The organism is Peredibacter sp. HCB2-198, assembly GCF_045999315.1.
Lineage (GTDB): Bacteria > Bdellovibrionota > Bacteriovoracia > Bacteriovoracales > Bacteriovoracaceae > Peredibacter.
In genome coordinates this window covers 1,515,063-1,540,693 of sequence record NZ_CP174607.1, presented here as the reverse complement: position 1 = coordinate 1,540,693, position 25,631 = coordinate 1,515,063, and the positions used below count along the sequence as shown (strand labels likewise).

The 25,631-nt window shown below is 42.2% G+C and carries 25 protein-coding genes and 1 pseudogene; 15 read left to right on the top strand and 11 right to left on the bottom strand.

Annotation, left to right across the window (positions count from 1 at the left end):
• From ACJVC5_RS07780 to ACJVC5_RS07765, 4 genes are all read left to right on the top strand, one after another.
• Positions 1-1,008, top strand: coding sequence for a hypothetical protein (locus ACJVC5_RS07780; RefSeq protein ID WP_408098805.1), 1,008 nt, complete (start codon positions 1-3; stop codon positions 1,006-1,008).
• The gene (locus ACJVC5_RS07775) at positions 1,005-2,099 is read left to right on the top strand and encodes a hypothetical protein (protein ID WP_408098804.1); all 1,095 of its coding nucleotides are present in this window, start codon (positions 1,005-1,007) and stop codon (positions 2,097-2,099) included. Before ACJVC5_RS07780 ends, ACJVC5_RS07775 begins: the two co-directional genes overlap by 4 nt.
• A gap of 134 nt (positions 2,100-2,233) precedes the next feature.
• Positions 2,234-2,473 (top strand): hypothetical protein, encoded by a 240-nt coding sequence (locus ACJVC5_RS07770; RefSeq protein WP_408098803.1) that lies wholly within the window; start codon positions 2,234-2,236, stop codon positions 2,471-2,473.
• 14 nt (positions 2,474-2,487) lie between these two features.
• Positions 2,488-2,682 (top strand): hypothetical protein, encoded by a 195-nt coding sequence (locus tag ACJVC5_RS07765; protein ID WP_408098802.1) that lies wholly within the window; start codon positions 2,488-2,490, stop codon positions 2,680-2,682.
• Here the strand turns inward: ACJVC5_RS07765 and ACJVC5_RS07760 are convergent.
• On the bottom strand, positions 2,672-3,784 hold the full coding sequence (locus ACJVC5_RS07760; RefSeq protein WP_408098801.1) for a DegT/DnrJ/EryC1/StrS family aminotransferase: 1,113 nt from the start codon (positions 3,782-3,784) through the stop codon (positions 2,672-2,674). The two genes, ACJVC5_RS07765 and ACJVC5_RS07760, sit on opposite strands and share 11 nt — an antisense overlap.
• Before the next feature lie 358 nt (positions 3,785-4,142).
• On the opposite strand from ACJVC5_RS07760, the gene ACJVC5_RS07755 reads away from it, so the two are divergent.
• From ACJVC5_RS07755 to rpoD, 5 genes and pseudogenes are all read left to right on the top strand, one after another.
• Positions 4,143-4,976, top strand: coding sequence for a flagellin (locus ACJVC5_RS07755; RefSeq protein ID WP_408098800.1), 834 nt, complete (start codon positions 4,143-4,145; stop codon positions 4,974-4,976).
• Between the two features lie 88 nt (positions 4,977-5,064).
• Complete coding sequence (trmB, locus tag ACJVC5_RS07750) at positions 5,065-5,781, top strand: tRNA (guanosine(46)-N7)-methyltransferase TrmB (RefSeq protein ID WP_408098799.1); 717 nt, start codon at positions 5,065-5,067, stop codon at positions 5,779-5,781.
• An 8-nt stretch (positions 5,782-5,789) separates the two neighbouring features.
• Complete coding sequence (gene dnaG / locus ACJVC5_RS07745; RefSeq protein ID WP_408098798.1) at positions 5,790-7,664, top strand: DNA primase; 1,875 nt, start codon at positions 5,790-5,792, stop codon at positions 7,662-7,664.
• 15 nt (positions 7,665-7,679) lie between these two features.
• Positions 7,680-8,015: pseudogene (locus ACJVC5_RS07740) on the top strand (RNA polymerase sigma factor region1.1 domain-containing protein); the annotation flags it as partial.
• Positions 7,989-9,419, top strand: a complete 1,431-nt coding sequence (rpoD, locus tag ACJVC5_RS07735) for an RNA polymerase sigma factor RpoD (protein WP_408099227.1) — start codon at positions 7,989-7,991, stop codon at positions 9,417-9,419. The pseudogene ACJVC5_RS07740 and the gene rpoD, both read left to right, overlap by 27 nt.
• 127 nt (positions 9,420-9,546) lie before the next feature.
• Here rpoD and ACJVC5_RS07730 read toward each other — a convergent pair whose 3' ends face one another.
• Both ACJVC5_RS07730 and ACJVC5_RS07725 read right to left on the bottom strand, forming a co-directional pair.
• Positions 9,547-10,398 carry a hypothetical protein gene (locus ACJVC5_RS07730; protein ID WP_408098797.1) on the bottom strand — a complete coding sequence of 284 codons (852 nt, stop codon included), beginning with the start codon at positions 10,396-10,398 and terminating at the stop codon, positions 9,547-9,549.
• Between the two features lie 130 nt (positions 10,399-10,528).
• Positions 10,529-11,377, bottom strand: coding sequence for an outer membrane beta-barrel protein (locus tag ACJVC5_RS07725; protein WP_408098796.1), 849 nt, complete (start codon positions 11,375-11,377; stop codon positions 10,529-10,531).
• A 148-nt stretch (positions 11,378-11,525) separates the two neighbouring features.
• Between ACJVC5_RS07725 and ACJVC5_RS07720 the strand changes: the two genes are divergently transcribed.
• Positions 11,526-14,645, top strand: a complete 3,120-nt coding sequence (locus tag ACJVC5_RS07720) for a DEAD/DEAH box helicase (RefSeq protein WP_408098795.1) — start codon at positions 11,526-11,528, stop codon at positions 14,643-14,645.
• 19 nt (positions 14,646-14,664) lie between these two features.
• Here the strand turns inward: ACJVC5_RS07720 and ACJVC5_RS07715 are convergent, their stop codons facing one another.
• From ACJVC5_RS07715 to ACJVC5_RS07700, 4 genes are all read right to left on the bottom strand, one after another.
• Positions 14,665-14,916 carry a CsbD family protein gene (locus ACJVC5_RS07715; protein ID WP_408098794.1) on the bottom strand — a complete coding sequence of 84 codons (252 nt, stop codon included), beginning with the start codon at positions 14,914-14,916 and terminating at the stop codon, positions 14,665-14,667.
• A 117-nt stretch (positions 14,917-15,033) separates the two neighbouring features.
• Positions 15,034-15,504, bottom strand: a complete 471-nt coding sequence (locus ACJVC5_RS07710; protein WP_408098793.1) for a hypothetical protein — start codon at positions 15,502-15,504, stop codon at positions 15,034-15,036.
• A complete protein-coding gene (locus ACJVC5_RS07705; protein ID WP_408098792.1) occupies positions 15,482-16,471 on the bottom strand; it encodes a nucleotidyltransferase domain-containing protein in 990 nt (329 codons plus the stop codon). Before ACJVC5_RS07705 ends, ACJVC5_RS07710 begins: the two co-directional genes overlap by 23 nt.
• Positions 16,468-16,845 (bottom strand): HI0074 family nucleotidyltransferase substrate-binding subunit, encoded by a 378-nt coding sequence (locus ACJVC5_RS07700; RefSeq protein WP_408098791.1) that lies wholly within the window; start codon positions 16,843-16,845, stop codon positions 16,468-16,470. The genes ACJVC5_RS07705 and ACJVC5_RS07700 overlap by 4 nt, the downstream gene beginning before the upstream one ends.
• A 91-nt stretch (positions 16,846-16,936) precedes the next feature.
• Between ACJVC5_RS07700 and ACJVC5_RS07695 the strand changes: the two genes are divergently transcribed.
• Positions 16,937-17,710, top strand: coding sequence for a nitroreductase family protein (locus ACJVC5_RS07695; protein WP_408098790.1), 774 nt, complete (start codon positions 16,937-16,939; stop codon positions 17,708-17,710).
• Here the strand turns inward: ACJVC5_RS07695 and ACJVC5_RS07690 are convergent.
• On the bottom strand, positions 17,707-19,158 hold the full coding sequence (locus tag ACJVC5_RS07690; protein ID WP_408098789.1) for a methyl-accepting chemotaxis protein: 1,452 nt from the start codon (positions 19,156-19,158) through the stop codon (positions 17,707-17,709). The two genes, ACJVC5_RS07695 and ACJVC5_RS07690, sit on opposite strands and share 4 nt — an antisense overlap.
• A 128-nt stretch (positions 19,159-19,286) precedes the next feature.
• Between ACJVC5_RS07690 and ACJVC5_RS07685 the strand changes: the two genes are divergently transcribed.
• Positions 19,287-20,327 (top strand): PQQ-dependent sugar dehydrogenase, encoded by a 1,041-nt coding sequence (locus ACJVC5_RS07685; RefSeq protein ID WP_408098788.1) that lies wholly within the window; start codon positions 19,287-19,289, stop codon positions 20,325-20,327.
• Positions 20,328-20,367: 40 nt separating this feature from the next.
• Entirely contained in the window at positions 20,368-21,396 is a 1,029-nt protein-coding gene (locus ACJVC5_RS07680) for a PQQ-dependent sugar dehydrogenase (RefSeq protein WP_408098787.1), read from the top strand.
• On the opposite strand, the gene ACJVC5_RS07675 is transcribed toward ACJVC5_RS07680, so the two are convergent.
• On the bottom strand, positions 21,377-22,399 hold the full coding sequence (locus ACJVC5_RS07675; RefSeq protein ID WP_408098786.1) for a glycosyltransferase family 9 protein: 1,023 nt from the start codon (positions 22,397-22,399) through the stop codon (positions 21,377-21,379). The two genes, ACJVC5_RS07680 and ACJVC5_RS07675, sit on opposite strands and share 20 nt — an antisense overlap.
• A gap of 39 nt (positions 22,400-22,438) precedes the next feature.
• Between ACJVC5_RS07675 and ACJVC5_RS07670 the strand changes: the two genes are divergently transcribed.
• Both ACJVC5_RS07670 and ACJVC5_RS07665 read left to right on the top strand, forming a co-directional pair.
• Entirely contained in the window at positions 22,439-23,227 is a 789-nt protein-coding gene (locus tag ACJVC5_RS07670; protein ID WP_408098785.1) for a glycosyltransferase family 2 protein, read from the top strand.
• A gap of 184 nt (positions 23,228-23,411) precedes the next feature.
• Positions 23,412-23,900 carry a UPF0149 family protein gene (locus tag ACJVC5_RS07665; protein ID WP_408098784.1) on the top strand — a complete coding sequence of 163 codons (489 nt, stop codon included), beginning with the start codon at positions 23,412-23,414 and terminating at the stop codon, positions 23,898-23,900.
• Here the strand turns inward: ACJVC5_RS07665 and queC are convergent.
• Positions 23,890-24,597: a 7-cyano-7-deazaguanine synthase QueC gene (gene queC, locus ACJVC5_RS07660; RefSeq protein ID WP_408098783.1), complete on the bottom strand. Its 708-nt coding sequence runs from the start codon at positions 24,595-24,597 to the stop codon at positions 23,890-23,892. The genes ACJVC5_RS07665 and queC overlap by 11 nt on opposite strands.
• Positions 24,597-25,571 carry a UDP-glucose 4-epimerase GalE gene (gene galE / locus ACJVC5_RS07655; RefSeq protein WP_408098782.1) on the bottom strand — a complete coding sequence of 325 codons (975 nt, stop codon included), beginning with the start codon at positions 25,569-25,571 and terminating at the stop codon, positions 24,597-24,599. The genes queC and galE overlap by 1 nt, the downstream gene beginning before the upstream one ends.
• Positions 25,572-25,631 lie beyond the last annotated feature (60 nt).

Genomic DNA, 25,631 nt, shown 5'->3' with positions numbered 1-25,631 from the left:
ATGTGGTGGATGCTTCTTCTTCTCACTCCCGTGGCATTTGCTCAGACGCAGTCTGATCTTAAGGCCATTCAGGATCTCGACGAGGAACTTCCTACTTACAATGACTACCAAAGCTCCGAAGATGAAATTAATATCAACAGACAAGGCCGTAACTACCAACCTCCCAAAAAAATCGTTCACTTTACGACGATTGTTAATAGCGGAACTCAGATGGGTGCGGTCAATGCAGGTGTTCCGGTTCGAAATTTAGAAGACAACAAGAACTATACTCTTTCTCGCAATTCTTATATCCGTTACTTCAACCTGGAAGATGAAAACGGTTTTAAGTACATTCAAAATAAAAACGGAACTGTGACCTGGAGAATCCTAAGTCGTTATGTGGAACCTATTAAAGGTGAACTCGCGATGTATGAGCCCCCTCTAAAGTACACTCCAGCTCCGGACAATATTGTTCGCGCAGAATACGATACAAAACTTTCTATTCCACCAGAGTTTAGCTTTTATGCCGGTGTCGCCCAAGGTGATTACATGGCAAAGCTTTTTAACGACACCACCATTTCAAATGGAAATACCACCCAATATGGGATGCATTTTTTCACACAGTGGAGATTACCTATTAAAGTTGGGGCCGTTCTTCACTTCGAACAAACCGCCTACGATGGTGGAAAAATCAAGTACACTGCACCATCTTTCGGCCCGCAATTTAAGACCAAAGAATTTGAGATCCTGGGACAACCTCTACGCTTTCAGACTCAGTTTCGCGTGAGTCCTCTTGCTCGAGTTCAAGCTGAAAGACCAACAGGAAGTATTACTCAGAAGTTTAATTCGGCCGATCTTCTTTCATCAATTGAGAGACCGATTCAAAACTCATGGGGAGAATTTGTGATCGGTGTTTTCTATCAGGCCCAATGGCTTAATATGAAAGATCAAAGCAACACCTCGACGCTTCAAGCATCGAATGAAACGAATAAGAGTTTTGGACTTTCTTTCGCACAGGTCTTCCAATGAAAAAGTTACTGTTCCTGACTTTCTTTTTTTGTCTTGAGGCCATGGCATTAGATGCGGTCATTACAGTGCTTGAAGCGCCGATGTTTAAGTATCCAAGCTATGATGCTCCGGTGGTTCAATATAAAAGAAAAGGTGATGTGATTAAAATTCACCCATCCATTGCGAACGAAAATCGTTTTCAAAGGATGGCGCCCTCTAAGGAAAAGCTTCAGGCGCTTAAGTTGAAAATGAAGAGCAGTCCTGAGTACAATCAGGATCCACTTTTCCGTGGTGAGGCCGAAAACACTTACTATCTTGAAGACGAGTTCATTCCGACTCTGGATCGTCAGGGCAATCAGGTCTACGTTCTTTCTGAACATATTTATGTTTACTTTAATGACTCACGAGAATTTACTCAGTTTCAGAACACAAAAGATCCGACTGATTATCGCTTAGAGGAACCTCTTCCGAAGAACTACCCCATTAAAAACCCAACCGGCTATCGTGGACAATTTCTCATTGGTCTTACTCAGCCTTATTTTGAAAGCTACCCTTACAAGGACGATGTCAGAACCAAGGGCTATCAAAGTCCATTCGATGCAAACTTGACCCTACTTAGAGAGGCCAAGGGGAACTACCATAATCGTCTCTTTATCGGTGGGACCCTAAATGTACGCTCATTTGAAAACTCTTATACCTTCTTCACGAAGCGCTATTCAGAAGAAAAAGGCATTAAGGTAGGACTTGGTCCTACGGTCAGTTACGACGCTTTTAAAGGCGAGAAGAACCGTATTAACCTGTCTCTCAATCTAATAGTAAATCTTTTTAATCAGCTATCCATTACCCAAACTGATGGTATCGCGACTGATGCCAGAAAATATCAGGGCTATTCTTTCAGCCCTCGTCTGGCCCTCCAATATCACCGTAAAAACGTCCTGGAAGAGATAGATTTCGTCTTAGGAACCGCTCTTGAGATGGAAACGGCAACTTCTTTCCAGGCAAAAAATGGTGGTAGTCAGGCTTCTTGGTGGGAAAACCTCGGTGATGATAAATTTAGTACAGGAACAACATTCACGTTAGGCGGGTATATCGGTATCCAATCCGCGTACTAATTAGCTCGGGAATTGTGCAAAAAAATTTTTCATATTTTTTTCATAATGCCTAAAGTTTAAACAGCCCCTACCGAAGAGTTGATCAAATGAACTTACAGGATGTGAGTTCGCTAGTCGAAACCATGGAGGGTAACATGACTACATCAACTGCTAAAAAATCAAACACAGTAAAAAACAACGTGAAAGACGTTCTTTTCCAAAAGATCGGTAACACTTGGTTTATCTTCTCTGAAGTAAACAATGAAGTTGTGTACTCTGTAATGCCAGAAGGCATGGACCCTAAATCTACTAAACTTGAACTTTACGAAATTATCGAAGAGCATCTTACAAAAGTTGCTTCCCACAAGCGTCGCGCTCCAGAAGCTGTGGCCTAATAAGAAGATTCGTTATGGCCGCACCGAAATTAAGGCCTTCTGACTATGCGAAGCTTTATCAGGTAGGCGCAGACGACAAGAACCTCCATGAAAAAAAAATCGTTGAGTCGCTTCAAAAACGACTCAACGATATGATTCAGAGGGATCCTAATTTGGCCAAGAAGGCCGCGCTCGTAATTGAGCAGTGGCTGAAAAAGACTAGGCCTTAAACGCATTCACCTTCTCAATCACGTAATCAATCTCTTCTTGTTTCATATAGGCGAAACATGGAAGGTTGATCACTGATTTTGAAATCCACTCAGCATGACCGTGAGAGATTTTTCCACCGATATGAGCAGCAGCTCCCGGTTGAACGCTCATTGCTCCCGGATACACAGTCCCGAAACCAATATCATTTGCCTTTAGATATTCAGTGAACGCTGGACGAGTTTCAGGAGTCATTAGAGCAACTGAAAGGTATCCGTTTTCCCAAACGTCTTTTGATGGTGCCATCATTTTAAGTGCCGGGTTTTTAATTTTCTTACGGTACTCTTCTACCACATGACGACGGCTATCAAGACGAGCATCAAGGTGTTTTAGAGACTCAACCATGAACATCGCTTCATAAGCACCAAGACGAGAGTTCCAACCAATCATTCCGTGATCATAGTGACCAGTACGACCGTGGTTAAGAAGAATCTTAGTAGCGGTTGCAACTTTCTCATCAGTTGTGAATACACCACCAGCGTCCCCACTCGCTCCAAGAACTTTTGCAGGATAAAAGCTTGTTGTAGAAACAACTGCGTTTGTTAGAAGAGACTCACCTTTGATTTTTACACCAATGGCCTGAGCACAGTCTTCAACCAGGATTACATTTTTTGATTTACAGTATTCACGAATCTCAAGTGTTTCAGGACATGCCCATCCGTAAAGGTGAACCATAAGGATCGCCTTCGGATTGAACTTCTCTACACCCTCTTTCACTGAAGCAAGAGTCAGGTGAAGAGTTTCGCGAGATACGTCGATTGTGTATGGAACTGCACCAACGTTTACGATTGCTTCGAATGTCGCCCAGAAAGTCATATCTGGAAGAAGTACTCTATCGTTCTTCTCTACACCAGCTGCTCTAAGAGCAAGTTGAATAGCGTCTGTACCGTTAGCACAACCAAGAGCATATGCTGTTTTTGTATAATCTTTGATGGCCGATTCGAATTGACCAACAACTGGACCACCTACGAAGTGACCGTTCTTTAAAAGCTCAGCGGCCTTTTCAGATACAGTTGCAAGGAAGTTGTTTTCGTAACGAAGGATATCAATAAAAGGAACTTTCATTTCACTCTCTCTTTGAAGAAGAATTTTTTTCGGAATTTTACCTAAATTAAAATGGCACGTCGAGAAAGCTGACTGAAAATAAAACTTATTAATTACCTGACTCAGCAGGTCAAGCGCTCTTATTTTGTCGCTAACTTAGAAATATCTAACCATATTACTCTCCATTTTTTTTCTTACTTTTTAGGCAAAATATTCCTCATGTTTCATCAAAAACGCACCGAAATGCTTGGTCAACAACGGCAACATCATGGTGATGCGGCCTAAAAATAAAAACAGAGCAAGGTTGCTCAATGATGGACACGAACAAATCCATCATCTGACTTGGAGGTTGGTAATGATTTTAACCGGAGGATAGTCTATGGGTTTCAGAATTAACACAAACGTTGCTTCACTTCAGGCGCAGAACTCAGTTGGTAAAGTGAATCGTGAGACACAAGAAAGTTTCGCAAAACTTTCTTCAGGTAACCGAATCACAAAATCAGCAGACGATGCTGCGGGTTTGGCGATCTCTGAGAAATTAAAAACAGAGATTCGTTCAGCTCAACAAGCTAACCGTAACGCTAACGATGGTATCTCAATGGTACAAACAGCGGAAGGTGGTCTGAATGAAACATCAAACATTTTGACACGTATGAGAGAGCTTGCGATCCAATCTTCTTCTGATACGGTAGGTGATGTAGAAAGAGGTATGACGGATCTGGAATATCAACAACTAAAATCTGAGATGGAACGTATTTCTCAGGTGACACAATTCAACGGTAAAACACTGCTGAATGGTGAAGGTGAAAAACAAGAATTCCAGGTTGGTACAGGTGCAGATGAGTTTAAAGACAGAATTGGTTTCGATCCAGGCCAACTTAACTCTGGTGTCGAAGCTCTGGGTGTAAGCTCACTTTCTGTGAACAGTAAAGAAGGCGCTCAAGATAGTCTTGCATCTATTGATGCTGCTATCGAGAAGGTGTCGGGTCAAAGAGCGGTACTTGGTGCCCTTCAAAACCGTCTGACATCGACTTCGAATAACTTGCAGACCTACACTGAGAATATGAGTGCTGCTAACAGCCGTATTCGCGATGTGGACTATGCTGAGGAAACTGCTAAGCAGGCCCGTAACTCGATCATCGGCTCGGCCGGTACTTCGGTACTCGCTCAGGCCAACATGAATGGTCAAAGTGCTCTTAAATTGATCGGCTAAGACGTTAGAATCTGAAAAGACAAGGCCCTTCCTTAACCGGAAGGGCTTTTTTATTTACTGCAACGTGTTTTTTTGCTATTTCCCCTCTATGACAATTGAAAAACCTGCCAGAAAAACCTTAGAAGATAACTTCGCTTATCGTTCTGATTTTAAGTACACCCACGATAACCCTTACCACGACAAGCTCGAGGTCTTTGATTCTTTCGTTCTTCGTGACGAAGAAGCTGAAAGCAATGTTGGTAAGTGGGGCCAGCTGTTCAAGAACGAAAAACCTATCGAAGTTGAGATCGGGACAGGATACGGCGAATTCATGATGGAATATTGTCAGAAATATCCGGACGTGAATTTCATCGGTCTTGATCATCGTTTCAAGCGCAGCTTTAGTGTTGCGAAGAAACTTGATAAACTTGAACACAAAAACTTTCGCTATCTTCGTGCTCGCGGCGAGCGTCTCGAGTTCATGTTCCAGGAGAACGAAGTACAATCTGTTTTCTACTTCTTCCCTGACCCATGGCCTAAGACTCGTCATCACAAGAAGCGTCTGTTTCAAAAACCATTTCTCAATGCCTGCCACAAGGTGCTTAAGCCCGGTGGTACCCTATTCGTGAAAACAGATCACGATGGCTATTTTGAATGGATGCTTGAGCATCTTAAAGATGAAACTCGTTTTGAGGTTCTTCTTCAATCTCGTGACCTGCGCAATGAATATCCAGAACATTTCTTGTCGCAATTCACGACGAAGTTTGAAAAGATATTCCTATCTCAGGGAACATTGATTAAATCGATCGTACTACGCAAGATCTAAGGATAGCCGTGGCCTTTGAAGAGTTGAAAGACCGGATCAAAGAATCGCCAGTTTCAATGGTGCTGTCGCACTATATGTCCTTGAACAAACGTGGTGCCAATTTAGAAGGGATTTGTCCTTTCCATCCTGATACAAAACCTTCTCTCAAGGTGAACGACACTAAGGGCATGTACAAGTGCTTTGTATGTGGCGCCGGCGGAGATGCGATTACGTTCGTTAAAGAATTTAAACGCATTGAGTTCGTGGATGCTCTTCGTGAGATCGCGGGCATTCTGGGTCTTCCATTCGAAGAGCAGAAAGAAAAAAAGAAGAATCCAAAAATTGAAATGGCATTCAGAGTTCTGAATGCTTCGGTTAAATTATATAAAAAAGTGGCCACTCAAAATCCTCCACCTTATACGGAGTTCCTGGCCAAGCGTAAGCTTGATCCAGAGACAGTTGAGAAGTGGCAGATTGGTTACGCCCCTGGGAACAATGCCCTCTTTTCATATCTAGATTCCATTCCAGGTGCGGATGGTGATTTCGCCCGTTCAGTCTCGAAGGAAATTGGAATCATTCGTTATAACGAAAACAGAAACAGCCATTACGATTTCTACCGTGATCGCGTGATGTTTCCGATTCATGATCACTCTGGGCAAATTCGTGGATACAGCTCACGTGCTGTTCTCCCCGATCAAAATCCAAAGTATCTTAACTCGGGCGAGTCGTTTGCCTTTGATAAAGGTTCTATTCTTTTTGGTTTTTATTTCGGAAAGAATACTATCCGTCAGGCAGATCAGGTCATCATTGTTGAAGGAAACATGGATGTGATCATGATGCATCAGTTTGGCTTTCACCAAACGGTGGGGACCATGGGAACTGCGCTTTCCGAGCATTCAGTTCGCCTACTCTCCAACATGACGAAAAACGTTTACCTCGGCATGGACTCAGATGCTGCCGGTAAAAAAGCGATGATGCGAATTAATGCTGATTTCCTGGCCGTAAATGTTCTGCCAAAGTATCTGACCTTTGATCCATGTAAGGACCCGGATGAATTTCTTTTAAAAGAAGGCCGTCTGGCCCTTTTAGAGCGTATCGAGAAGGCCCCTATCTATTTGGACGTCCTGATTCAGGAACTCATGCCGACGCCGATTCCGGAGAATACCGATCTAAAACTTAATACCCTGCATCGCATTTTCGAAGTGGTATCGCCTTTGAAGGAACACCTTTCTGCCACAGAAAGAATCGTGAATGCGGCAAAAAGCCTAGGATTAAGATCGGACTCTGCGACGATTTTAGAGAGCTACAAAGAATTTCTAAGTCGCCAAAAAGAAAAGGTTCCTCAGACGATAGAAAGACCGAAAATTCAAGAAAACGAAGAAATTCTTTTAGAAAATGAGGAAGAGGCCCGAAAATTGCATACTCAAAATGCAAGTCAAGTACTCCTGCCTCCTAGCAAGAGCGAGAGGGTCTTCATTCGAGAAATCCTCTGTCATCCCGAGTTCTTGACGCACTTAAATGCAGATGAATTTCTTGCCACTATTGGGCATGTTGAGGTAAAAAAACTAATTCAATGGCTCGTTAAAATTTATTTGGAAATCGACGATGCGGAATATGTGTCGATTGTTCAAGATGAACTTCAGTACGGCGGCTATTCAAAAGAAATGGTCGATATAGGAACTGATGCTCTTTTCCACTATGGAAATAAATATAACGAGAAAGTGATTCAGCGGATGTTGAAGGATTATCACTTAATGCTACGGATGGACCAGTTGAAGTTAAAGCGCAAAGAGCTCGTCGTTCGTCAGCAGTCCTCGCAAACGCAAAATGAAGTTGATCTTATTTTGAGCGAAATCTCAAAGGTAGATAAAGAGATTTTGAATCTCAAAAATACAGTGCCCTAAGTTCTAGGAGATACTATGTCAGTAGTTGTCGCATTTTTAAACTCACGGGAATTCTCTCGTCTAGTCATGAAAGGTAAGGATCAGACGTATCTGACTCCTGAAGAAATCAATGACGCTATTCCAGCGAACATCGTTGATCCTGCTTCACTTGACCAAATCATGGACAAAATCGAAGAGGCCCGCATTCTGGTGAAAACACCGGAAGTTGATGAAGAGGAAGCTGAAAAAACCAGCACAGAAGTTGCTGAAGATCCTCTATCAGTTGACGAAGAGGCCGAGCTTCGCGCGTCTTCCAGCGACCCTGTTAAACTATACTTGAAGAAAATGGGTTCTGTTGCCCTTCTTACTCGTGAAGGCGAAGTAAAAATTGCCAAAGAAATCGAGGAAGGTGAAAAAGAAATCGTTCTTTCATGTCTTAAGTCGAAACACGCTCTGGAAGAGATCGTTAAACTTAAAAACAAAGTGGTTCAAGCTGAAGAGCAGAACGAATTCGTAAAAGATCTCGTTCGTGGTCTTGATGATGAATCAACTGAGAAAGAGATTCACGAAACTCGTGATCGTATCTTCGCCGTTGTTGAACACGTGAAAGAGCTTCTGACTCAGATCGTGAACGAAGACGGTACTCTGAAGAAGATGGAAAAAGAAGAACAGAAGATCATGGACAAGGTCGGTAACGAGCTTGTTGATCTAACGTTCAACCGTAAGATCATTAACTCGTTCACTGAACCGGTTAAATCTTACTACCTTCAGTTCCGTGAACTTTATGAGCAACAAGAGCGTATCTACAAGTTCCTCGAAGTTGCTAACGATGACGCCTATAAAGTTCTTTACGACCGTCTTATGGAAGACGATGCGTTCAAGCGCGAGCTTGCTCGTAACCTCTTCACAACAGACGCGAAGATTGAACAAATGATCCGTACTCAGGAAGATATCCTTCGTAAACTACGCCGTCTTGCTATCGACGCAGGTATGGCCTTCGAAGATATCCAACAGGTGTACAACATCATCGTTCAAGGGGAAGAAAAAGCGGATAAAGCCAAGTCTCAACTTGTTGAGGCCAACCTTCGTCTCGTGGTTTCAATCTCTAAGAAATACACAAACCGTGGTCTTCAGTTCCTGGATCTGATTCAGGAAGGAAACATTGGTCTAATGAAAGCGGTTGATAAATTCGAGTACCGTCGTGGTTATAAGTTCTCAACTTATGCTACTTGGTGGATTCGTCAGGCGATCACACGTGCTATCGCGGATCAGGGTCGTACGATCCGTATCCCAGTTCACATGATCGAAACAATCAACAAGCTTGCTCGTACTTCTCGTCAGCTTATCCAAGAGCTTGGTCGTGAACCAACTCCGGAAGAGATCGCTGAGAAGATGGAGCTTTCAGTAGATAAAGTTAAAAAAGTGTTCAAGATCTCGAAAGAGCCAATCTCTCTTGAAACTCCAATCGGGGAAGAAGAAGATTCATCACTTGGTGACTTTATTGAAGATAAGAAGATCATCTCTCCAGCTGACGCTGTGATGAGCGTGACTCTCTCTGAACAGACTCGTTCGGTTCTTTCTACTCTTACTCCAAGAGAAGAAAAAGTTCTTCGTATGCGTTTCGGTATCGGTGAAAAATCAGACCACACTCTTGAAGAGGTTGGTCAGGACTTCTTCGTTACACGTGAACGTATTCGTCAAATCGAGGCGAAAGCACTTAGAAAGCTTCGTCACCCGTCGAGAGCAAAATTGCTTAAATCTTATTTGGATAACTAATGGAAAGGCCCTCGAAAGAGGGCCTTTTTTATGGTCAGGAAGTTAGCGTACCGAACGAGACCGGTATGCCGACGGTGGCAGCGGGGCGCCCCGTGGCGATGCCAAGGAGTCGGCGTTGGCAAAAAAATTAGAACTGGTAGTTAGCACCGATCGTGAAGTTCCAGCCAGTAAGATCATCAATTTGACCAGAAAGCGTATTTACTTTTGTATAATCAACGCCAACTTTCGCCATGAAATCAGATGAGCAAATATGCTGATACTGGGTACCGATTGTATAAGTTGTCGTAGATGCTGTTGTGTTATCAGCATTATCGTCAAACTCTTCTGTGAATCGCATATCCAAGTGAGATCTTAAATAAGACTTTTCACCAAGCTTATTCAGGATATCACCACGAAGTAATAGTTCATTATTAGCATCGTCTTTAACATCACCGAACCCTTCAACATCTGTAGTTGCTTTGAAGTTATGTGTAACTTGAGCAAGAACAGCCCATTGGAAAGCCTCTGACTTCTTACCAACTTGAGCACCTAAGAAAAGAGAGTTACCACCTTGCAAATGGTTAGAATCACCATTGGATTCAACATCTGAGTCGCCAAGACTTGCAACTCCACCACCAATTAAATCAAGACGAAGGTCTGAATCAATAAGACGGTATTTTGCAGAAAGAGTAAGATCTGAAATACCAGTCTCATCAGTTGTAGTGTCACCTTCTGGATCAGATTCGATATTTGCATAGTTCAATTCTGCGGCCAAAGAAAAGCGATCTGAGAGTGAATGACCAAGAGTTTGTGAAAATGTATAACCAGAGATGTCTGTATCAGCATCAGACTCCAGCTTCACAGTTGTATAGTTTAGATCTGTGAAACCAAAAGTCGTTCCAGCATTTGGTAAATACTGAATGTCATAGATTGCTCTGTCAGCAGCTAGAGCAGCTGAAGTAGTAACAGCAAGTAACGTCAACGTAGCAAGAAACTTCATAAAACTCCTAAAGAAGGTTGAAATAAAATTCTAAAATGAATTAAAAAATTTTCAAGCCTTTGTATTTATAGGGGCATTTGTTAGGAGTTTTTTAAAGAAGGGGCCAAGAAATTGGCCCCAAATAAAAAAATTAGAACTGGTAGTTAGCGCCAACTAGAAGCTTCACGTTCGTATTCTGATCCGCTTTGTCCTGATAGATTTCCTGAACATTGAGACCAGCACGGAAGAGGAAGTTTTCTGTGCAAAGATGTTGATACTCACCACCTACAGTGTAAGCGGTCGCTGGAGCTGTTTTACTAACATCACCACCAAAACCATCAGTTACATCCACTCCTAAAAACAGGCGAGCAAAATTTCTTTCGCTGAATTTTCCAAGAAGGTCCCCTCTCACCTGGTAAGCGTTGTGAGCATTGCTATCTAGTTTACCAACGCCACTAAGGTCTTCTGTTGCTTCCATATTACGAATATATTTTGCAAGAACCGCCCATTGGAAGTTCTCTGACTTAAGGCCATATTGGGCACCAATCTTATAAACAGCACCACCCTGCTTATTATCTTCATCACCATTAGATTTTGTTTCTGCATCACCAGTTGAAATAAGCCCTTCAGCAATTAAATCTAGTGAATGGGAGTCATCAATTAAACGGTATCGGGCAGTCACGGTTGGGTCGCTTAGGCCTTCTTGATCATACGATGAGATTCCAGATGTACGAACCTTGGTCTGTAACCAGTTCACGTCAGCTTGTAGAGAAAATCTATTTGAAAAGGCATAACCAAGGGTCTGAGTAAATTGGTAGCCATCTCTCTCAGTTTTTACCTTGTCCTCAGACATGAAGTTACCTCTGATGAGGTTGGCCTCAGTAAAGCCATAAGCAGTTCCAGCGTTCGGTAAGTACATGATGTCGTAGATGTCTCTCTTAGTTTCAGCAACCGCAGTTGCAGACACAGTTAGAAGACACGCAGCAAAAATAGCTTTCATTTCATTCCTCCCAAGAATGTATCAATTAAAAAATTTTATGAAGCCTGTCATAACAATGTAAAGTTTTGGTGAGCTGAATTTATCAGCGATTTTAGAGCTACCAATGAGCGTATTTTCCCCTATACTAAGCTTTTAGATACAAGGGTTTATGGAATATACGAATAACACTTCTCCGGTTCAAGCACTCATTCAAAGAAGCTTTGAAGCTGCGACAGTTTTTCTTGCGCAGAAGATGGTTGAACAAGGAAGAGTCTCTCTCTCCTTCATGAAAGGAAGTTTCGAAACATACTTCATCGTTTCGGGGATCGTTGCTGAAAATAACACTAACTATGAATCCAAAGTCAGTTTCAAACGAGTTGATGAAGTTGAGAAGCTTACAACTCAGTGTACTTGTAAACTTTGGAGTCCTGAAAAATCTTGTCATCACGCCGCCAGTCTTCTGATTAAATTTTCCGATCTTCAAGAGAAGCAGGAGCAGACGAGTGGTCAGCCTATTTCTCTAAGCCTCATGGCCCAGGAAGGTGTTCACGTAGAACGCTACGGAACACTGATGAAGGCCGCACCAAATATTCCTGGTGCGAAGATGAACTCAACATTTAGTTCTCTTCAATACACTCTTACCAATCGCAAAGTCGTAAACTTCCCTGCCCCATCTAAATGGAAGGGAAAACTTCTAGTTAACATTATCCGCGCCTCAGAATTTGAAGAGTACCGCGATGTCCTTTATATAGATGAAAAGTTCACTTATCAGTTTAGCTGGATTGATGGTGACACTACTGTTAAAGAAGTTTCTCTCTTTGACGTTCTCTATCTTTTTAACTGGAAAACCGGTGAGGCCTTTGATCTTCCCAATGAAGTCAGAGAACTTGTCTCAAAGCTTAAGCTCACTGATGTGATCGGTGACGTTCAGGACCTGATCCGTTTGTTTCTTCCTCTACGCGAGAAAGGCACCGGTGATATTCTGATTGAAGGTGAGCCATGGAGTAGTTTCCCGGTGGAAGACATGGAGTATCGCTTCTCCATTAATCCTTCTCCGAGAAAGAGCTTCTTGAACCTTGAGCTGGAACTTTTCACGGCCGATCAAAAGTTAGTTCCGATGCCTTCGCCATTTCTTCTGTTCGTCAGTGAACAAGGTTGGGCCGGAAGCTTCAGAACAAAAAACGATGCGATTCTTTTCTTTAAAACTCTGATTGAAGACTTTGAGCGTGAGACTTTTTTCCACAAGAAATATCTCCATACCGCCTCTAAAAAGAACCTGATGTCTGAATGGATCTCTCTCATTATGAAAGACGATGAGCTTCCGTTCTTTGATCCGGCCTTCAAAAAAATCTTCATGCTCAATACCAAGACCTTCCGAAAGGTGTTCCTGGCCTTCTTGGATAGTTTTGGAGAAATTGGTTTTAAGACTTCTTTTTATTTTAAAGAAGATCGAAAGGTCGTGTTCCAGATTCCCAAGAACAATCTTCTTGAGGGTGTAGCAAACTTTTATCAGCAGCTCACTCCACTTAAAATTCCTATCTTCTACGATCAACAGCAAATCCGTACCTGGAAGAGCAGCATCCGTTTCGAAAGAAATAAAGAGAAGCTCGATTGGTTCCAACTGGATCTTGTCGTAAGTGATGACGATTTAGATGTGATCAAGAACGCTGAGATAACAGATAACTTCATTCTTTCAAATAAGGGTCTGATTCTTCTATCAGATGAACAGAAAGATCTTCTGCGCTTTATGAAGCGCTATACGAAGTTTGAAGGCGAAAAGAAAGAAAGCTCTAAGGGCCTTTCTCGTTTCGGTCTTTTTCTACAACGTTCACGAATCTTCGAGTTGTTTGAATTAAAACGTTTGGGAATCGAAGGTGCTCTAACGGAAGAAGAAGAGAAATTCTGTGAAAAGATCATGACCATGCAGGACATGCCTCAGTATGAGGTGCATGAGCGCTATAGAGAGATTGCTCGTCCTTATCAGTTAGGTGGCTATAACTGGCTGCGCTTTCTTTATGAGCATAAATTTGGTGCTTGTCTTGCGGATGATATGGGTCTTGGTAAAACTCTCCAGACCATTATGCTTCTTCAGACCTTGAAAGAAAAAGCGAAGAAGATTCTTATCATTTGTCCGGTCTCCATTCTTTATAACTGGAAAAACGAGTTAGAGAAATTCTCTGATCTCACCTACTCTATCTATTATGGAGATGAGCGCGAGTTTAATACCGATTCTCAGGTTGTCCTTACTTCGTACGGCCTCATGAAAAAAGAGTCATTTTCGACTCTGGGCCAGGAAGAATTCGATATTCTGATTTTCGATGAAGTTCAGCACTTAAAGAACATCCGCTCCCTTGGTGCCAATGCCGCCAGACAATTAAAGGCGAAGTTCCGTATTTGTCTGACCGGTACTCCGGTAGAAAACGATCTTTCAGAGTTCTATAACATTATGGATCTGTGTGTTCCTGGTGTCTGGGGTGATTTGGGAGTGGTGAAATCCACTTCTAAAAACAAGAACCGTCTTCTCGCTCGAAGAACGGTAAAACCTTTTATCTTGAGACGTACCAAAGATCAGGTACTAAAAGAACTTCCTGAAAAAATTGAAAATCACGTGTTCCTGGATTTCTCAACAGAAGAGCGCGAAGTTTATCAGCAAAAACTCAATGCCGTTCGTGCCAATATGATTGCACCAGGTGCTAAACGCTACGGCGAAGTTCTGAAATCTCTGCTTGAGATGAGACAACTTTGTCTTTGGCAGAAACAAGGAAGTCTAAACTCCACAAAGATTGAGTTTTTGATGGAGAACCTTGAACAACTTGTAACTGAAGGTCACAAAACTCTCGTGTTCTCTCAGTTCACGACTTATCTTGATTTAATTGAGAACAAAATCAAAGTTGCGGGCTGGAAAATGGCCCGTATTGACGGTTCGCAATCCATTAAAAAACGTGGCGAGCAAGTTGAATTGTTCCAGAATGGCGATGCCCAGATTTTCTTGATCTCTCTAAAAGCAGGGGGATTCGGATTAAACCTTACGGCCGCAAGTTACATCTTCCTCATGGACCCTTGGTGGAACCCAGCAGTTGAACGACAAGCAATCGACCGTGCCCACCGTATCGGACAGGAAAACAAGCTCACAGTTTATCGACCGATCATTAAAGAATCAGTGGAAGAAAAAGTCCTTATTCTCCAGCAAAGTAAGCGAGAGCTTTTCCGCGATCTTATGGCGGAAGATGACGACGAGTATTTCAGTGGAAAACTTAATATGGAAGATTTCCAGCATCTCCTGAGCTAGAGATGCCGGAAATCTATCTTTAAAGCTGGGCTGAGTCGTCTCGGAAATCTTCTTTAAAATCTTCCAGACGGGTGTTGAAGCGAGAAAGAATTTTATTCAATCCATCACGAGCTTCATCTTGCTTCATGCCATAGCGTTGCTGAAGCAGACCACCAATGGAAGTGAAATTACCACGCATGCCTTCCAGCTCGTCATCGTTTAGTTTGCCCCAACGAGAACGAATTTCGCCTTTAATCTCGTTCCATTTACCTTTTAGAATGTCTTCATTCATATTGCACTCCTTTGCAAAATTTGACGTTTCTTTATGATGCAGGAAGAGTGCCAGAGAAGGCAGAAGTAATTACAATGTTTTAAATAATTGCGTTAAATTAACTGGGGAATTATTGAACTATGGGTATAGGCTTGGACTTATAGGTTTGTTCTTCCATAGTGCCCAATCAACATTATCTTTTTCAAAATTTTCGCAGCCTCCAAAATAGCCGACACATTCTTTTTCGTTTCTTAATAAATCAAAGAATGAATAATAATTCCCCTTTCCTGCTTTAGTTCCGGAATCTCCTATAATTTCAACATGAGAACTCTTCCCAATTATCTTTCGAGATTTTTCGGTCAGATATAAACATTCGTCATAAGAAAGTGCCCTCCTTGAAATAAAGTCAAATTTCATGGCAGCTGAATTTACTTCAACCCAACAAATTGTCTGCCCATCGATAGGCTTATTCAACCTGGCCTTTACCAACTTAGAAGGAGCCTTAATCCAGACGAACCTTTCATTAAAATACTTAACTTCTATTTCTTGTTTCGCGGAAAAAACATTCAACGGAAAGATAAAAAAGCTAGTTAGAAGAAAGAGTTTCATAGAACTTCCTTAGTTTGGATTTAATATGAGTTGGTTTCTTTGAACTCTGCAGGGTAATTCCTTTATATTCTTCAAGCGTATCCAACCAATCTATATCTTTCTTTTTCCTAACTGCGAGTTCTCTTTTTCTAAATAACCATCTGATTGAAGCACTTATATTTACATTTGGATCAAATGCATCTTCCTTACTTATTTCAAGAAAATGATCACGAAGTTCATTTGATCTTGAGGACAAGAGATTAATTGTTTTTGGCATGAGCTGAGTAATGCCAATGGCCGTATGCTTCTCATTTCTCTCTGGATTGATCCTAAATCCAGACTCTGTTGCAATAAGAGCTTTTACATGATTTGGATGCAAGGGAGGGGTAATCTTGAAAACATCATTCCAGTAAGCACACCATCCGTTAATTAAACCATCAAAGCTGTTTCCATCTTTATAGCCTAAATTATCGGTTGTTGCCTTCACTGCAGGGGTTTTGAAAATATCAAGTTCCGAAATTTTTTTAATTTCATCCGTTTTTAAAATATCTTTCTTAGTAGGATTCTTGCGACAATGAGGATCAGTAGAATCCAGATTCCCAGTTTTTAAATGTTCGCTTACCCAATGATATCCAATCGGACATAACCTCCATGGGGAGAAGATTATGGCATCTTTTTTACTCCAAAAAAATTTTTTCTCTTTTTCAATCTTAGGCAGGTATTCTTTAAGAAGATCATCCCATGCTGCAATGTCGATTTTGTAAGGTAATGCGGAATTTTCAATTTTATCACGAAACAAGGTAATTTTCTTATCGAGCTTCAGGTCTTGAGACTTTATCGCAAAATCAATGTCAGAATTTCTTCTGTGTTTACCAGTCGCCCTCGATCCAAAGATGTAGACCTTCGCATCAGTCTCACTTCCAAAGACATCTTGAATGATCTGCTTGATCAACTTGATATATTTGTCAGATAAGCCAAACTGATTCATTTATTTTTTTCTTCCAAAACTTTTAGTAAGGTATCGGCATCAACAATAAAATCTTTGATCACATTAAAAATCTTTATAGCAATCTCTTCGTTATATATGTGACTCTTTTCATTACGCTTTTCAATGTAGTCGATCCATTTTTCAGGATTACTAATCCAACCTAAACTTCCCATTTCACGTATGACATTTTTTGGCGTATCAACATCAATTCCATTGAACAGGAGAATTTTTTTAGATGTTTTCCAACATAACTCCAACGTGTATTCAAATCTTTGGATCAACCCATCTCGCTCCAGCTCCGAAGGTTTTTCCTTATATCCGTTCTTCAAAGATTCTAGAGCCTTAACAAGCCTAGTCAATACGATCGCGCTCATTGCCACTCCATTTCGAATAAGACTATACAATTATAAGTAGAAACCTGATGGAAGTCTCGTGCTAAAAGGTGCGCAGTAGAAAGGAGCACTCATGTCAAAATTAACTAGTTTTCTGGACCATGCTCACATTTCCATAGAAGAATATCCCCTCAGAAATACATCTCCAGAAGCGTTCGACAACATCATTCAGAACCGTCGCTCAGTCAGAGTCTATACCGATGAAAAAGTGCCTGAAGAAGTGGTACAGAAAGTTTTAGAATGGGGCCTTTTGGCACCAAACTCTTCTAACCTTCAATGCTGGGAATTTTATTGGGTGAGAAATCCAGATAAGAAAAAGTCACTGATTGATGCTCTTTTTAATCAACCTGCTGCTCGTACCGCCCAAGAAATTATTGTGGCCGTTGCTCATCCTGATCAATGGAAGAAGACCAGAGTGCAGATGCTTGAGCACTTCCAAAAGCAAGGTGACGTCCCGAAATCAGCACTGGCCTATTATCAAAAACTCGTTCCGATCGCCTACTCCCAAGGCTTCCTAGGAACATGGGGAGTTCTGAAAAAAATCGGTATCACCGCCATTGGATTTTTTAAACCTATCCCCCGTGAACCAACATCATGGTCTGATATGAAAATCTGGGCAGTGAAATCAACAGCACTCGCTTGTGAAAATATCATGCTGGGCTTTTCGGCCTACGGTTATGATACTTGTCCAATGGAAGGCTACGATTCTGACCGGATCAAAAAGATCCTGGGTCTTCCGAGAAAGACCCAGGTCGTAATGGCAATCAGTGTTGGTAAGAGAGACAAAAAAGGTGTTTACGGTCCAAGAATCAGAATGCCTAAAGAGCAATTCATCAAAGTGATTTAGGCCGCTCTACCTCTTACTTCAGTGGCAATTCGGTTCACCATTTCCTGCAAGTTCTTTGCTTGAGAAGACATTTCTTCTGATGTTGCCGCCGTTTCTTCGGCCGCCGAAGCAAAATGGTGAGACTGGTCTTTCAAGGCCGCCATCGCCTCTTGAATTGAAGCAATTCCTTGTGTCTGCTGTTCAGTCGATTCTGAGATTTCCTGGTTAAGCACACTTACCTTTTTAACAAACGAAAGAATATTATCCAGGGCCTTATCAGAATTTCCCGCAAGTTTAAGTGAAAGATGAGATTGGTCCACACTATTCTGAACGATGGTCTGTACTTCCTTTGCGGCCTCTGCTGATTTAGAGGCAAGGCCACGAACGGCATCGGCCACAACCGCAAAACCTCTTCCTTGTTCACCGGCACGAGCTGCCTCGACTGCTGCGTTTAAAGCGAGAAGGTTTGTTTGGAAGGCAATATCATCAATAATTCTCATGGCCTTAGTAATCTCTTCAGAGGTCTTGGCCATATCATTGATGGCATCAATTAATTTCTTCAACTCAATAGCACCTTGATTAGCACCGTCTTCTGAGCTTTTAGCAAGTTCGGCCGCTGCAACGGCACGGCCCTTATTGTTTTGAACAATACTATTAAGGTCACTCACCGACTTTAGGGACTCTTCAATACGAGATGAAGACTCGGTCGCACCTTGAGCAACGTTATTACCAGCGGTCGCAAGCATTTCTGAAGCAGTTAAAACTTGTCCACCGGCCTCTGTCGTATCTGCCACTGTTTGAGTCAGCATATTCATCAAACGACCAGTGAAGACATAGAATATGGCGTAAGCCGCAACGAAAGCAAAACCAAAACCTAGAAGAATTTTCATTCGGAAAGCCGCAATGGCCGTTTCAATATCATCAACATAAACACCGGATCCTACGATCCATTTCCATGGTTTAAACTGACGAACAAAACTAATTTTTGGTTCAGGTTTTGGTGAGCCTGGCTTGGGCCACATATAATCTACAATGCCTTCTCCGACCTCAGTTTGAGCGATCTTAGTCATTTCGACGAATAGGGCCTTACCATTAGGATCTTTATAATTAGTAAGATCACTTCCATTCATTTCAGGTTTAAGTGGATGCATCACCATTTTTGGATAAAGGTCATTGATCCAAAAATATTCTTTACCAGAGTAACGAAGCTGTTCCACTAATTTCAAAGCACTCTTCTTGGCCTCTTCTTCTGACATAAGATTTTGAGTATAGAGTGAGTAATAGTGTTCAATTCCTTTCGTCACCACATCAACTGTTTGTCGAACGGCGGTCTGTTTGTCTTCGTACATGTTCTTTTTCATCAAAGGCAGAACATAGAAAGAAACAATCAACCAAGGAGGAATCATGGCCGCCACTAACAGAGTTAGAGTCTTTTTACGAAAGCTAAAACTTTTCCAGCTCAGGTTCATATATTAAGTCCTCATTAAAATTATGATAAAGGTCAGTATTTTATCGTATGGAACCTTCAGGAAATTTAGGTGAAACTGCTGTGGAGCTATGCGGTTGAAATCACTAGTGTTTCGACCTACCATAAGGTATGAAAATCATTCCAATTCTAATAATTTCGAGTGTTTCCTTCTTAAGCTACGCCAAACCTCAAATGCCAGAGGTGTTGGTCAATCACGATGATGTCATCTGGGGTTTCGACTTTTTAAAAGACGGCAGAATTATCTTTACCGAAAGATCCGGGAAACTTTTTGTGGTCGATCCAAAGACCAAAAAAGAGATCGCGATTACAGGTCTTCCAAAAGTCTATGCTGTCGGACAAGGAGGTCTCTTAGATGTGAGAGTTCATCCATCAAATGGTTTCATCTATCTCACTTATTCAGAACCAGTTGGTGAGAAAGCAACCACTGCTTTTGCTCGCGCCAAATTGCAAGACAACAAACTTGTTGAGTTCAAAAAACTTTTCTCTGCTCATGAACCAAATGACAACGACATTCATTTTGGTTCACGAATTGAGTTCGATGGCAAAGGTCACATCTTCGTTACTGTTGGTGATCGCGATAATCGTGAACGTGCTCAGGATTTAAAATATCATCAAGGAAAAATTCTTCGCTTTAATGAAGATGGGACAGTTCCAAAAGATAATCCATTTGCTTCAACAAAAGACGCCAAACCTGAAATCTGGTCCATGGGGCACAGAAGTCCACAGGGTCTAGCGATGAATCCAGAAACAAAAGAGCTTTGGGAGGCCGAGATGGGTCCTCGTGGTGGAGATGAAATCAATCTCATTAAGAAAGGTGCAAACTATGGATGGCCAGTGGTGACCACTGGTCGTGAATACTACGGCCCAAAAATTGGTGAAGGTTCAACAAAGACAGGAATGGAGAATCCAGTTGAGCATTGGGTTCCTTCAATTTCACCATCAGCTATGACTTTCTGGAATAAAGATATTTATCTCGCCACTCTTTCGGGACAGCATCTTCATCGTCTGGAGATGAAAGACAATAAAGTAATCAAACAAGAAGAGCTTTATAAAAATCTCGATTGGCGTTTCAGAAACGTTAGACCAGGTCCTGATGGAAAACTTTATTTTTCAACGGACGAAGGTAAACTCGGGCGAATCTCTCAATAATTATGGCACTCCTCTTGCTTTACTTTAAGCAGGAGGAGTTATGCACTTTCTCATCTTCATTCTCTGTTTCGCAATCGCTTGCAGCAACGAGGAGTCTGGCAGGAATGCCACCCAGACCCAGACAGAAAACTTTGAATTAGAAGTTCTAGTAGAACGCTCTGACGTTATTTGGGGATTTGATTTTTTGCCCGGCGGCCAAATTATTTTTACGGAAAGATCCGGACGACTTCTTATATGGGATCAGACCTCAACCTTGGAAGTTTCTGGTCTCCCTCCTATTTCTGCTGCAGGAGAAAGTGGACTTCTCGATTTAGAACTTCATCCCAACTTTGAATCTAATCAGCTGGTTTATTTTTGTTATTCAGAACCAGGAAGAACCATGGCCCTAGGGCGTGGAGAATTAAATGGGAACACACTCGAGAATGTACAAAAAATATTCACGGCCAATGCAGCTAACACCTCCGCTATTCATTTTGGATGCCGAATTGAATTTGATGGATCAGGGAAATTGTTTCTAAGTTTGGGAGACCAGAATGAACCAAGTCGCGCTCAGAACTCTAGTTCCTTTTTAGGTAAAATTGTCAGAATGAATGATGATGGAAGTTCCGCGGAGATTTGGAGTTCTGGTCACAGGAATGTTCAAGGACTCGCCCTTAGACCAGGAACCAATGAATTATTTGAAGTTGAACACGGTCCTACTGGTGGAGATGAACTTAACATCATAGAACAAGGAAACAACTATGGCTGGCCATTAGTCACAAGAGGAGAACCAGCGGGAGAACTTGGACAGAGTGCGCCTGGTTTCATTGATCCAATAACCAGTTGGACTCCAGCGATTGCTCCTTCCGGAATAGCATTCTATCAAGGTGACCTCTATGTCGCTTGCCTTCGAGGCCAACAAATCAGACGCATTTCTCTTGATGGAACAACTGTGACTAATCAGGAAGTGCTCTTTTCGAATGCGGGTTATAGATTTAGAAATCTCCGTCCTGGGCCGGATGGTTTTCTTTATTTCTCAACTGACAATGGATTACTCGGAAGACTCGTTCCTAGTGGATCGTCGCCATGACTCTTTTGATTTCAATGTCTTCAGCGCACTTAAAATGTCCAAGCGGGCAGGCCTTATAGCCGTGAAGACCACAAGGGCGACATGACAAAGAATCGCCAACATCTACTACCACAGAATCATCCGCTAGCGGAGTGTAACCGAAGCCAGGAATAGTAGAACAGAACACAGCAGTTGTTTTAGCATTTACACAAGAAGCGAGATGCAGAGGAGCTGAATCGTTTACAAAAACTCTGCGTGCATTCTTCATCAGAGCGGCCGAATCGAGAAGATTCAAACCACCACACAGGTTCACCGTATTTGGGTTATCTTGTCTGATGCGATCACAGAGATCTTTATCAGAGGGGGCCCCGATAAAATACACTTTCCCGAGCTTCGCCAGTTCCACTGTTAGCTCACGATACTTGTGTTCACTCCAGGCCTTCGTGAACCACACAGAAGCAGGCGCCACGACAAAATAGTTGTCCGTTACATACTGAGAAACTTTATCAATGTTCTTCTGCTGAATCGGAAGTTCGGGTTTGTAATTTTTGGAGTTATCCCCAATCTGTAGTGTCGGTACAGCTTGCTTCAAGAGTTCAAGATTTCTCTGAACTTCATGCCACCCTCTCGGATCCGGAATTTGGTGATTCACTTTATGAGTGTAAGCAAAGCTCATAGGATTTTGCTTAAAACCAACCTTGATTGGAGACTTCATGAGGGACGTCACCAGCCCAGAATTAAAATGCCGGTGAAGATTGAAGACCATATCAAACTTGATCTTACGAAGCTCAGAAATGAGCTTAAAAAGATTTTTCGTCTTTCCACCTTGCTTGTCCCAGATCCAGGTTTTTTCGATGGTAGGAAGCCCCTGAATCACGGATTCATTACCTTTCCGAAGAAAAAAATGAATCTTGGAATTAGGAAACTGTTCTTTGACAGCACGTGCAAAGTGGCTGGCAAGGATAGTGTCTCCAATGAAAGCTGTTTGGATAATAAGAATATTTTTAGACGAGGCGTCAGTCATAAGTTACACTCATTGTAATCTGACAAGAGTGCAAAAACTATGGAAAAAATCACAGCTATCATCCCTACTTTTAACGAAGAAGTTCACATTAAGGCCGCCATCGAATCTGTTCTTTGGTGTGACGAGATCATTGTTGTGGATTCTTTTTCGACTGATAAAACAGTGGAGATCGTTAAGTCTTTTCCTCAAGTGCGCCTCCTTGAGCATGAATATGAGCATTCAGCGGCCCAAAAGAACTGGACCATTCCTCAGGCGAGCCATCCTTGGATTTTCCTTTTAGATGCGGATGAGCGTCCGACTCCGGAACTGGTTGAAGAAGTTAAGGACGTGGTGAAAAAGGGTACAAAGTACTCTGGTTTCTGGATCTATCGTCGAAACAATTTTATGGGTAAGAGAATCAACTACTCTGGCTGGCAGTCGGACAAAGTGATTCGTCTCTTTAAGCGTGATGAATGTAAATATCAAAATAAGCACGTACATGCTGAGATTGAGTCGAAAGGCGAAATCAGTATTCTGAAGCACAAGCTCATTCACTACACTTACAAAGATGTTACTTCATACCTTAAAAAGGCCGATCGTTACACCACATGGGGTGCTCTCGATCGCTATCATAAATGGGAAAAAACCGGTAAGAAGATCGGTCTCGCCTATCTTTTCTTTCGTCCTTTTGGGCGTTTCGTTCGTCACTATTTTTGGCGTCTGGGAATTCTAGATGGAACTCATGGATTCGTTGTTTCAGCACTTGCGGCCTACAACGTTTTCATCCGTGCAGTAAAAATCTGGCGTCTACAGAACGGTGAGAAAATCGAAGATCCGTTTAAGAAATAAACGAGATTGCTTCTCTAAAGAAATAGAGCAACAAAGTAATTTTCGTGCCCCAGTAAATCATGTTCATGAATGATGCTACGTTTTTCATAAAAACCTCGGGCCGATTATGGCCTTTTAAGGTTTAGAGGTGGGAAAAAAGGCCCGTTTCTGGTAATAATTACCGAAATCTGAGAGGGCAATCCCAATGAAACTTCAAGAACTTATCAATCAAACCGACCTAAATATGACCGCCGAGCAAGTAAAGGCCTTCTTTTTAGGAGTTCTCTGCGCTGAAAAACCAATGCCTTTTAACAAGGCCCTGGAAGAGCTTCTTGCTGAGGCACCAGAGGCCAAGAAAGACCTCGAAGTAGACCTTCGCACACTTTGGGATGAACTTAGCCGAAACACCAAGAAGGGTCTTTCAGAAATGTTTCCTCAAGAGGAAGACACACGCACATTCATTGAGATCGCCAAAGATCAATTAGACTACTTCCTCACGGCCATGACTCTCTCGGGAACGAATTCTGAGAATTGTGAAGATGAAGAGTTGGCCGAGCTCATTGATGAACTAGAAGATACTGTCGCCGATATGGATGATTATCTTTCCGATGAAGAGCCAAATGATGACGATGGCGAAGACTTCAAAGGATTTTTACTGGACACTTGGAAAGAGTTCGTCGCAACTAAGCTATAAGATTCAAGATCTTCTCTTTATAAGAGTATTTCAAATCCGGATGCTCTAGAGAGAAGATCTTTAACCCTTGGTTACGAAGTTTACAGGCCGGACACTTCATACATCCTTCCTTCTCTACTCCCTCATAACAGGTCACAGTTTTCTCTAGAAGATATTCTAAAACACCAAGCTTATACCCAAGCTCCATTGATTCTTTCTTATTCATAAGAACTAATGGAGTTCTGATTTCGAAAGTATCGTTGGCAAAATCCATACGAAGAGCGGCTTGAACAATATCCATATAGGCACGTGAACAATCACGGTAACCAGAGTTCGCGGACTCTAATTCCATCACTCCCATATAAATGCAATTGGCACCTAGAGTGTGTGCATGAATAGCGGCGAGACGGGCCATGAGGCCATTTCGGCCAATCACGATGGTATTCGGAGTCTCGCCTTTCTTATGTTCAATGGCAGTGCCGTGGCCAATCAAAGCACTCTCAGTAATTTGCGAGAGGCAACTCAGATCAAGTTCCACGTGATCCACTCCAAAGTGAATGGAGATCTCAGTGGCTCGAGCAAGTTCGATGGAATGACGTTGATTATAAGTAAAAGAAAGCGAGAGCACATTCTCTGCGCCAAATTCTTTAATCGCCACTGCTAAGCAGAGACTTGAATCCATTCCACCTGAATGTACAACGACGGCCTTCTTTTTCATTAGTATGGTCTTTTCTTTTCCCACTCGTAAGCGGATTTTATGATGATATTGAGATCATCGTACTTTGGTTTCCAGCCAATCACTTGCTGAATGCGATCTGCTTTCGCTGTTAAACTTGCTGGGTCTCCAGCACGACGAGGACCTTCAACCACAGGGAAGTTCACACCAGTGATCTCTTTCACACGAGAAATGACTTCTCTTACGCTGAAGCCATGGCCATAACCACAGTTTAGAACTTCTGACTTTCCACCTTTTGCTAGGTACTCAAGGGCCTTCACATGAGCATCGGCAAGATCAGAGACGTGAATATAATCACGCACACAAGTTCCATCCAATGTTGGATAGTCTGTGCCAAAGATGTCCATCTTTTCGCGTTTACCACAGGCAGTTTCCGAGGCCACTTTAATTAAGTGAGTAGCTTTAGGGAATGATTGACCTACTCTTCCCTCAGGATCAGCACCGGATACGTTGAAGTATCGAAGTGCCACATAACGGAAATCAGACGCAAAAGAGAGATCTTTCAGCATATGTTCAGTCATAAGCTTAGACTGGCCATAAGGATTGATAGGGGCTAGCGGAGAATCCTCGCGACAAACACCATCATCTGGCATGCCATATACAGCGGCGGTTGAAGAGAAGATAAATTTATCAACTCCATACTTCTGACAAAGAGTCAGAAGGAAGTGCGAGTTCACAGTATTGTTTTGGTAGTAACCAAGGGGATCAGAAACACTGTCCGGAACGACGATACTGCCAGCAAAGTGAAGAACTGCTTCAAACTTTCTGGTTTTAAAAAGCTCGTCCAACTTTGATTTGTCGGAGAGATCTCCTACAACGAGATCGCCAAAAATAATGGCCTCGCGGTGACCAGTTGAGAGATTGTCATAAACTGTAATGTCGTGGCCCAAAAGACCTAAGGCCTTCACAACGTGAGAACCAATATAACCTGCGCCACCTGTAATTAGGATTTTCATGTCCCCAATATTACGAAATAGGGCACTCTACGTCTACTCATGACACCCCGCCCGAGGTAT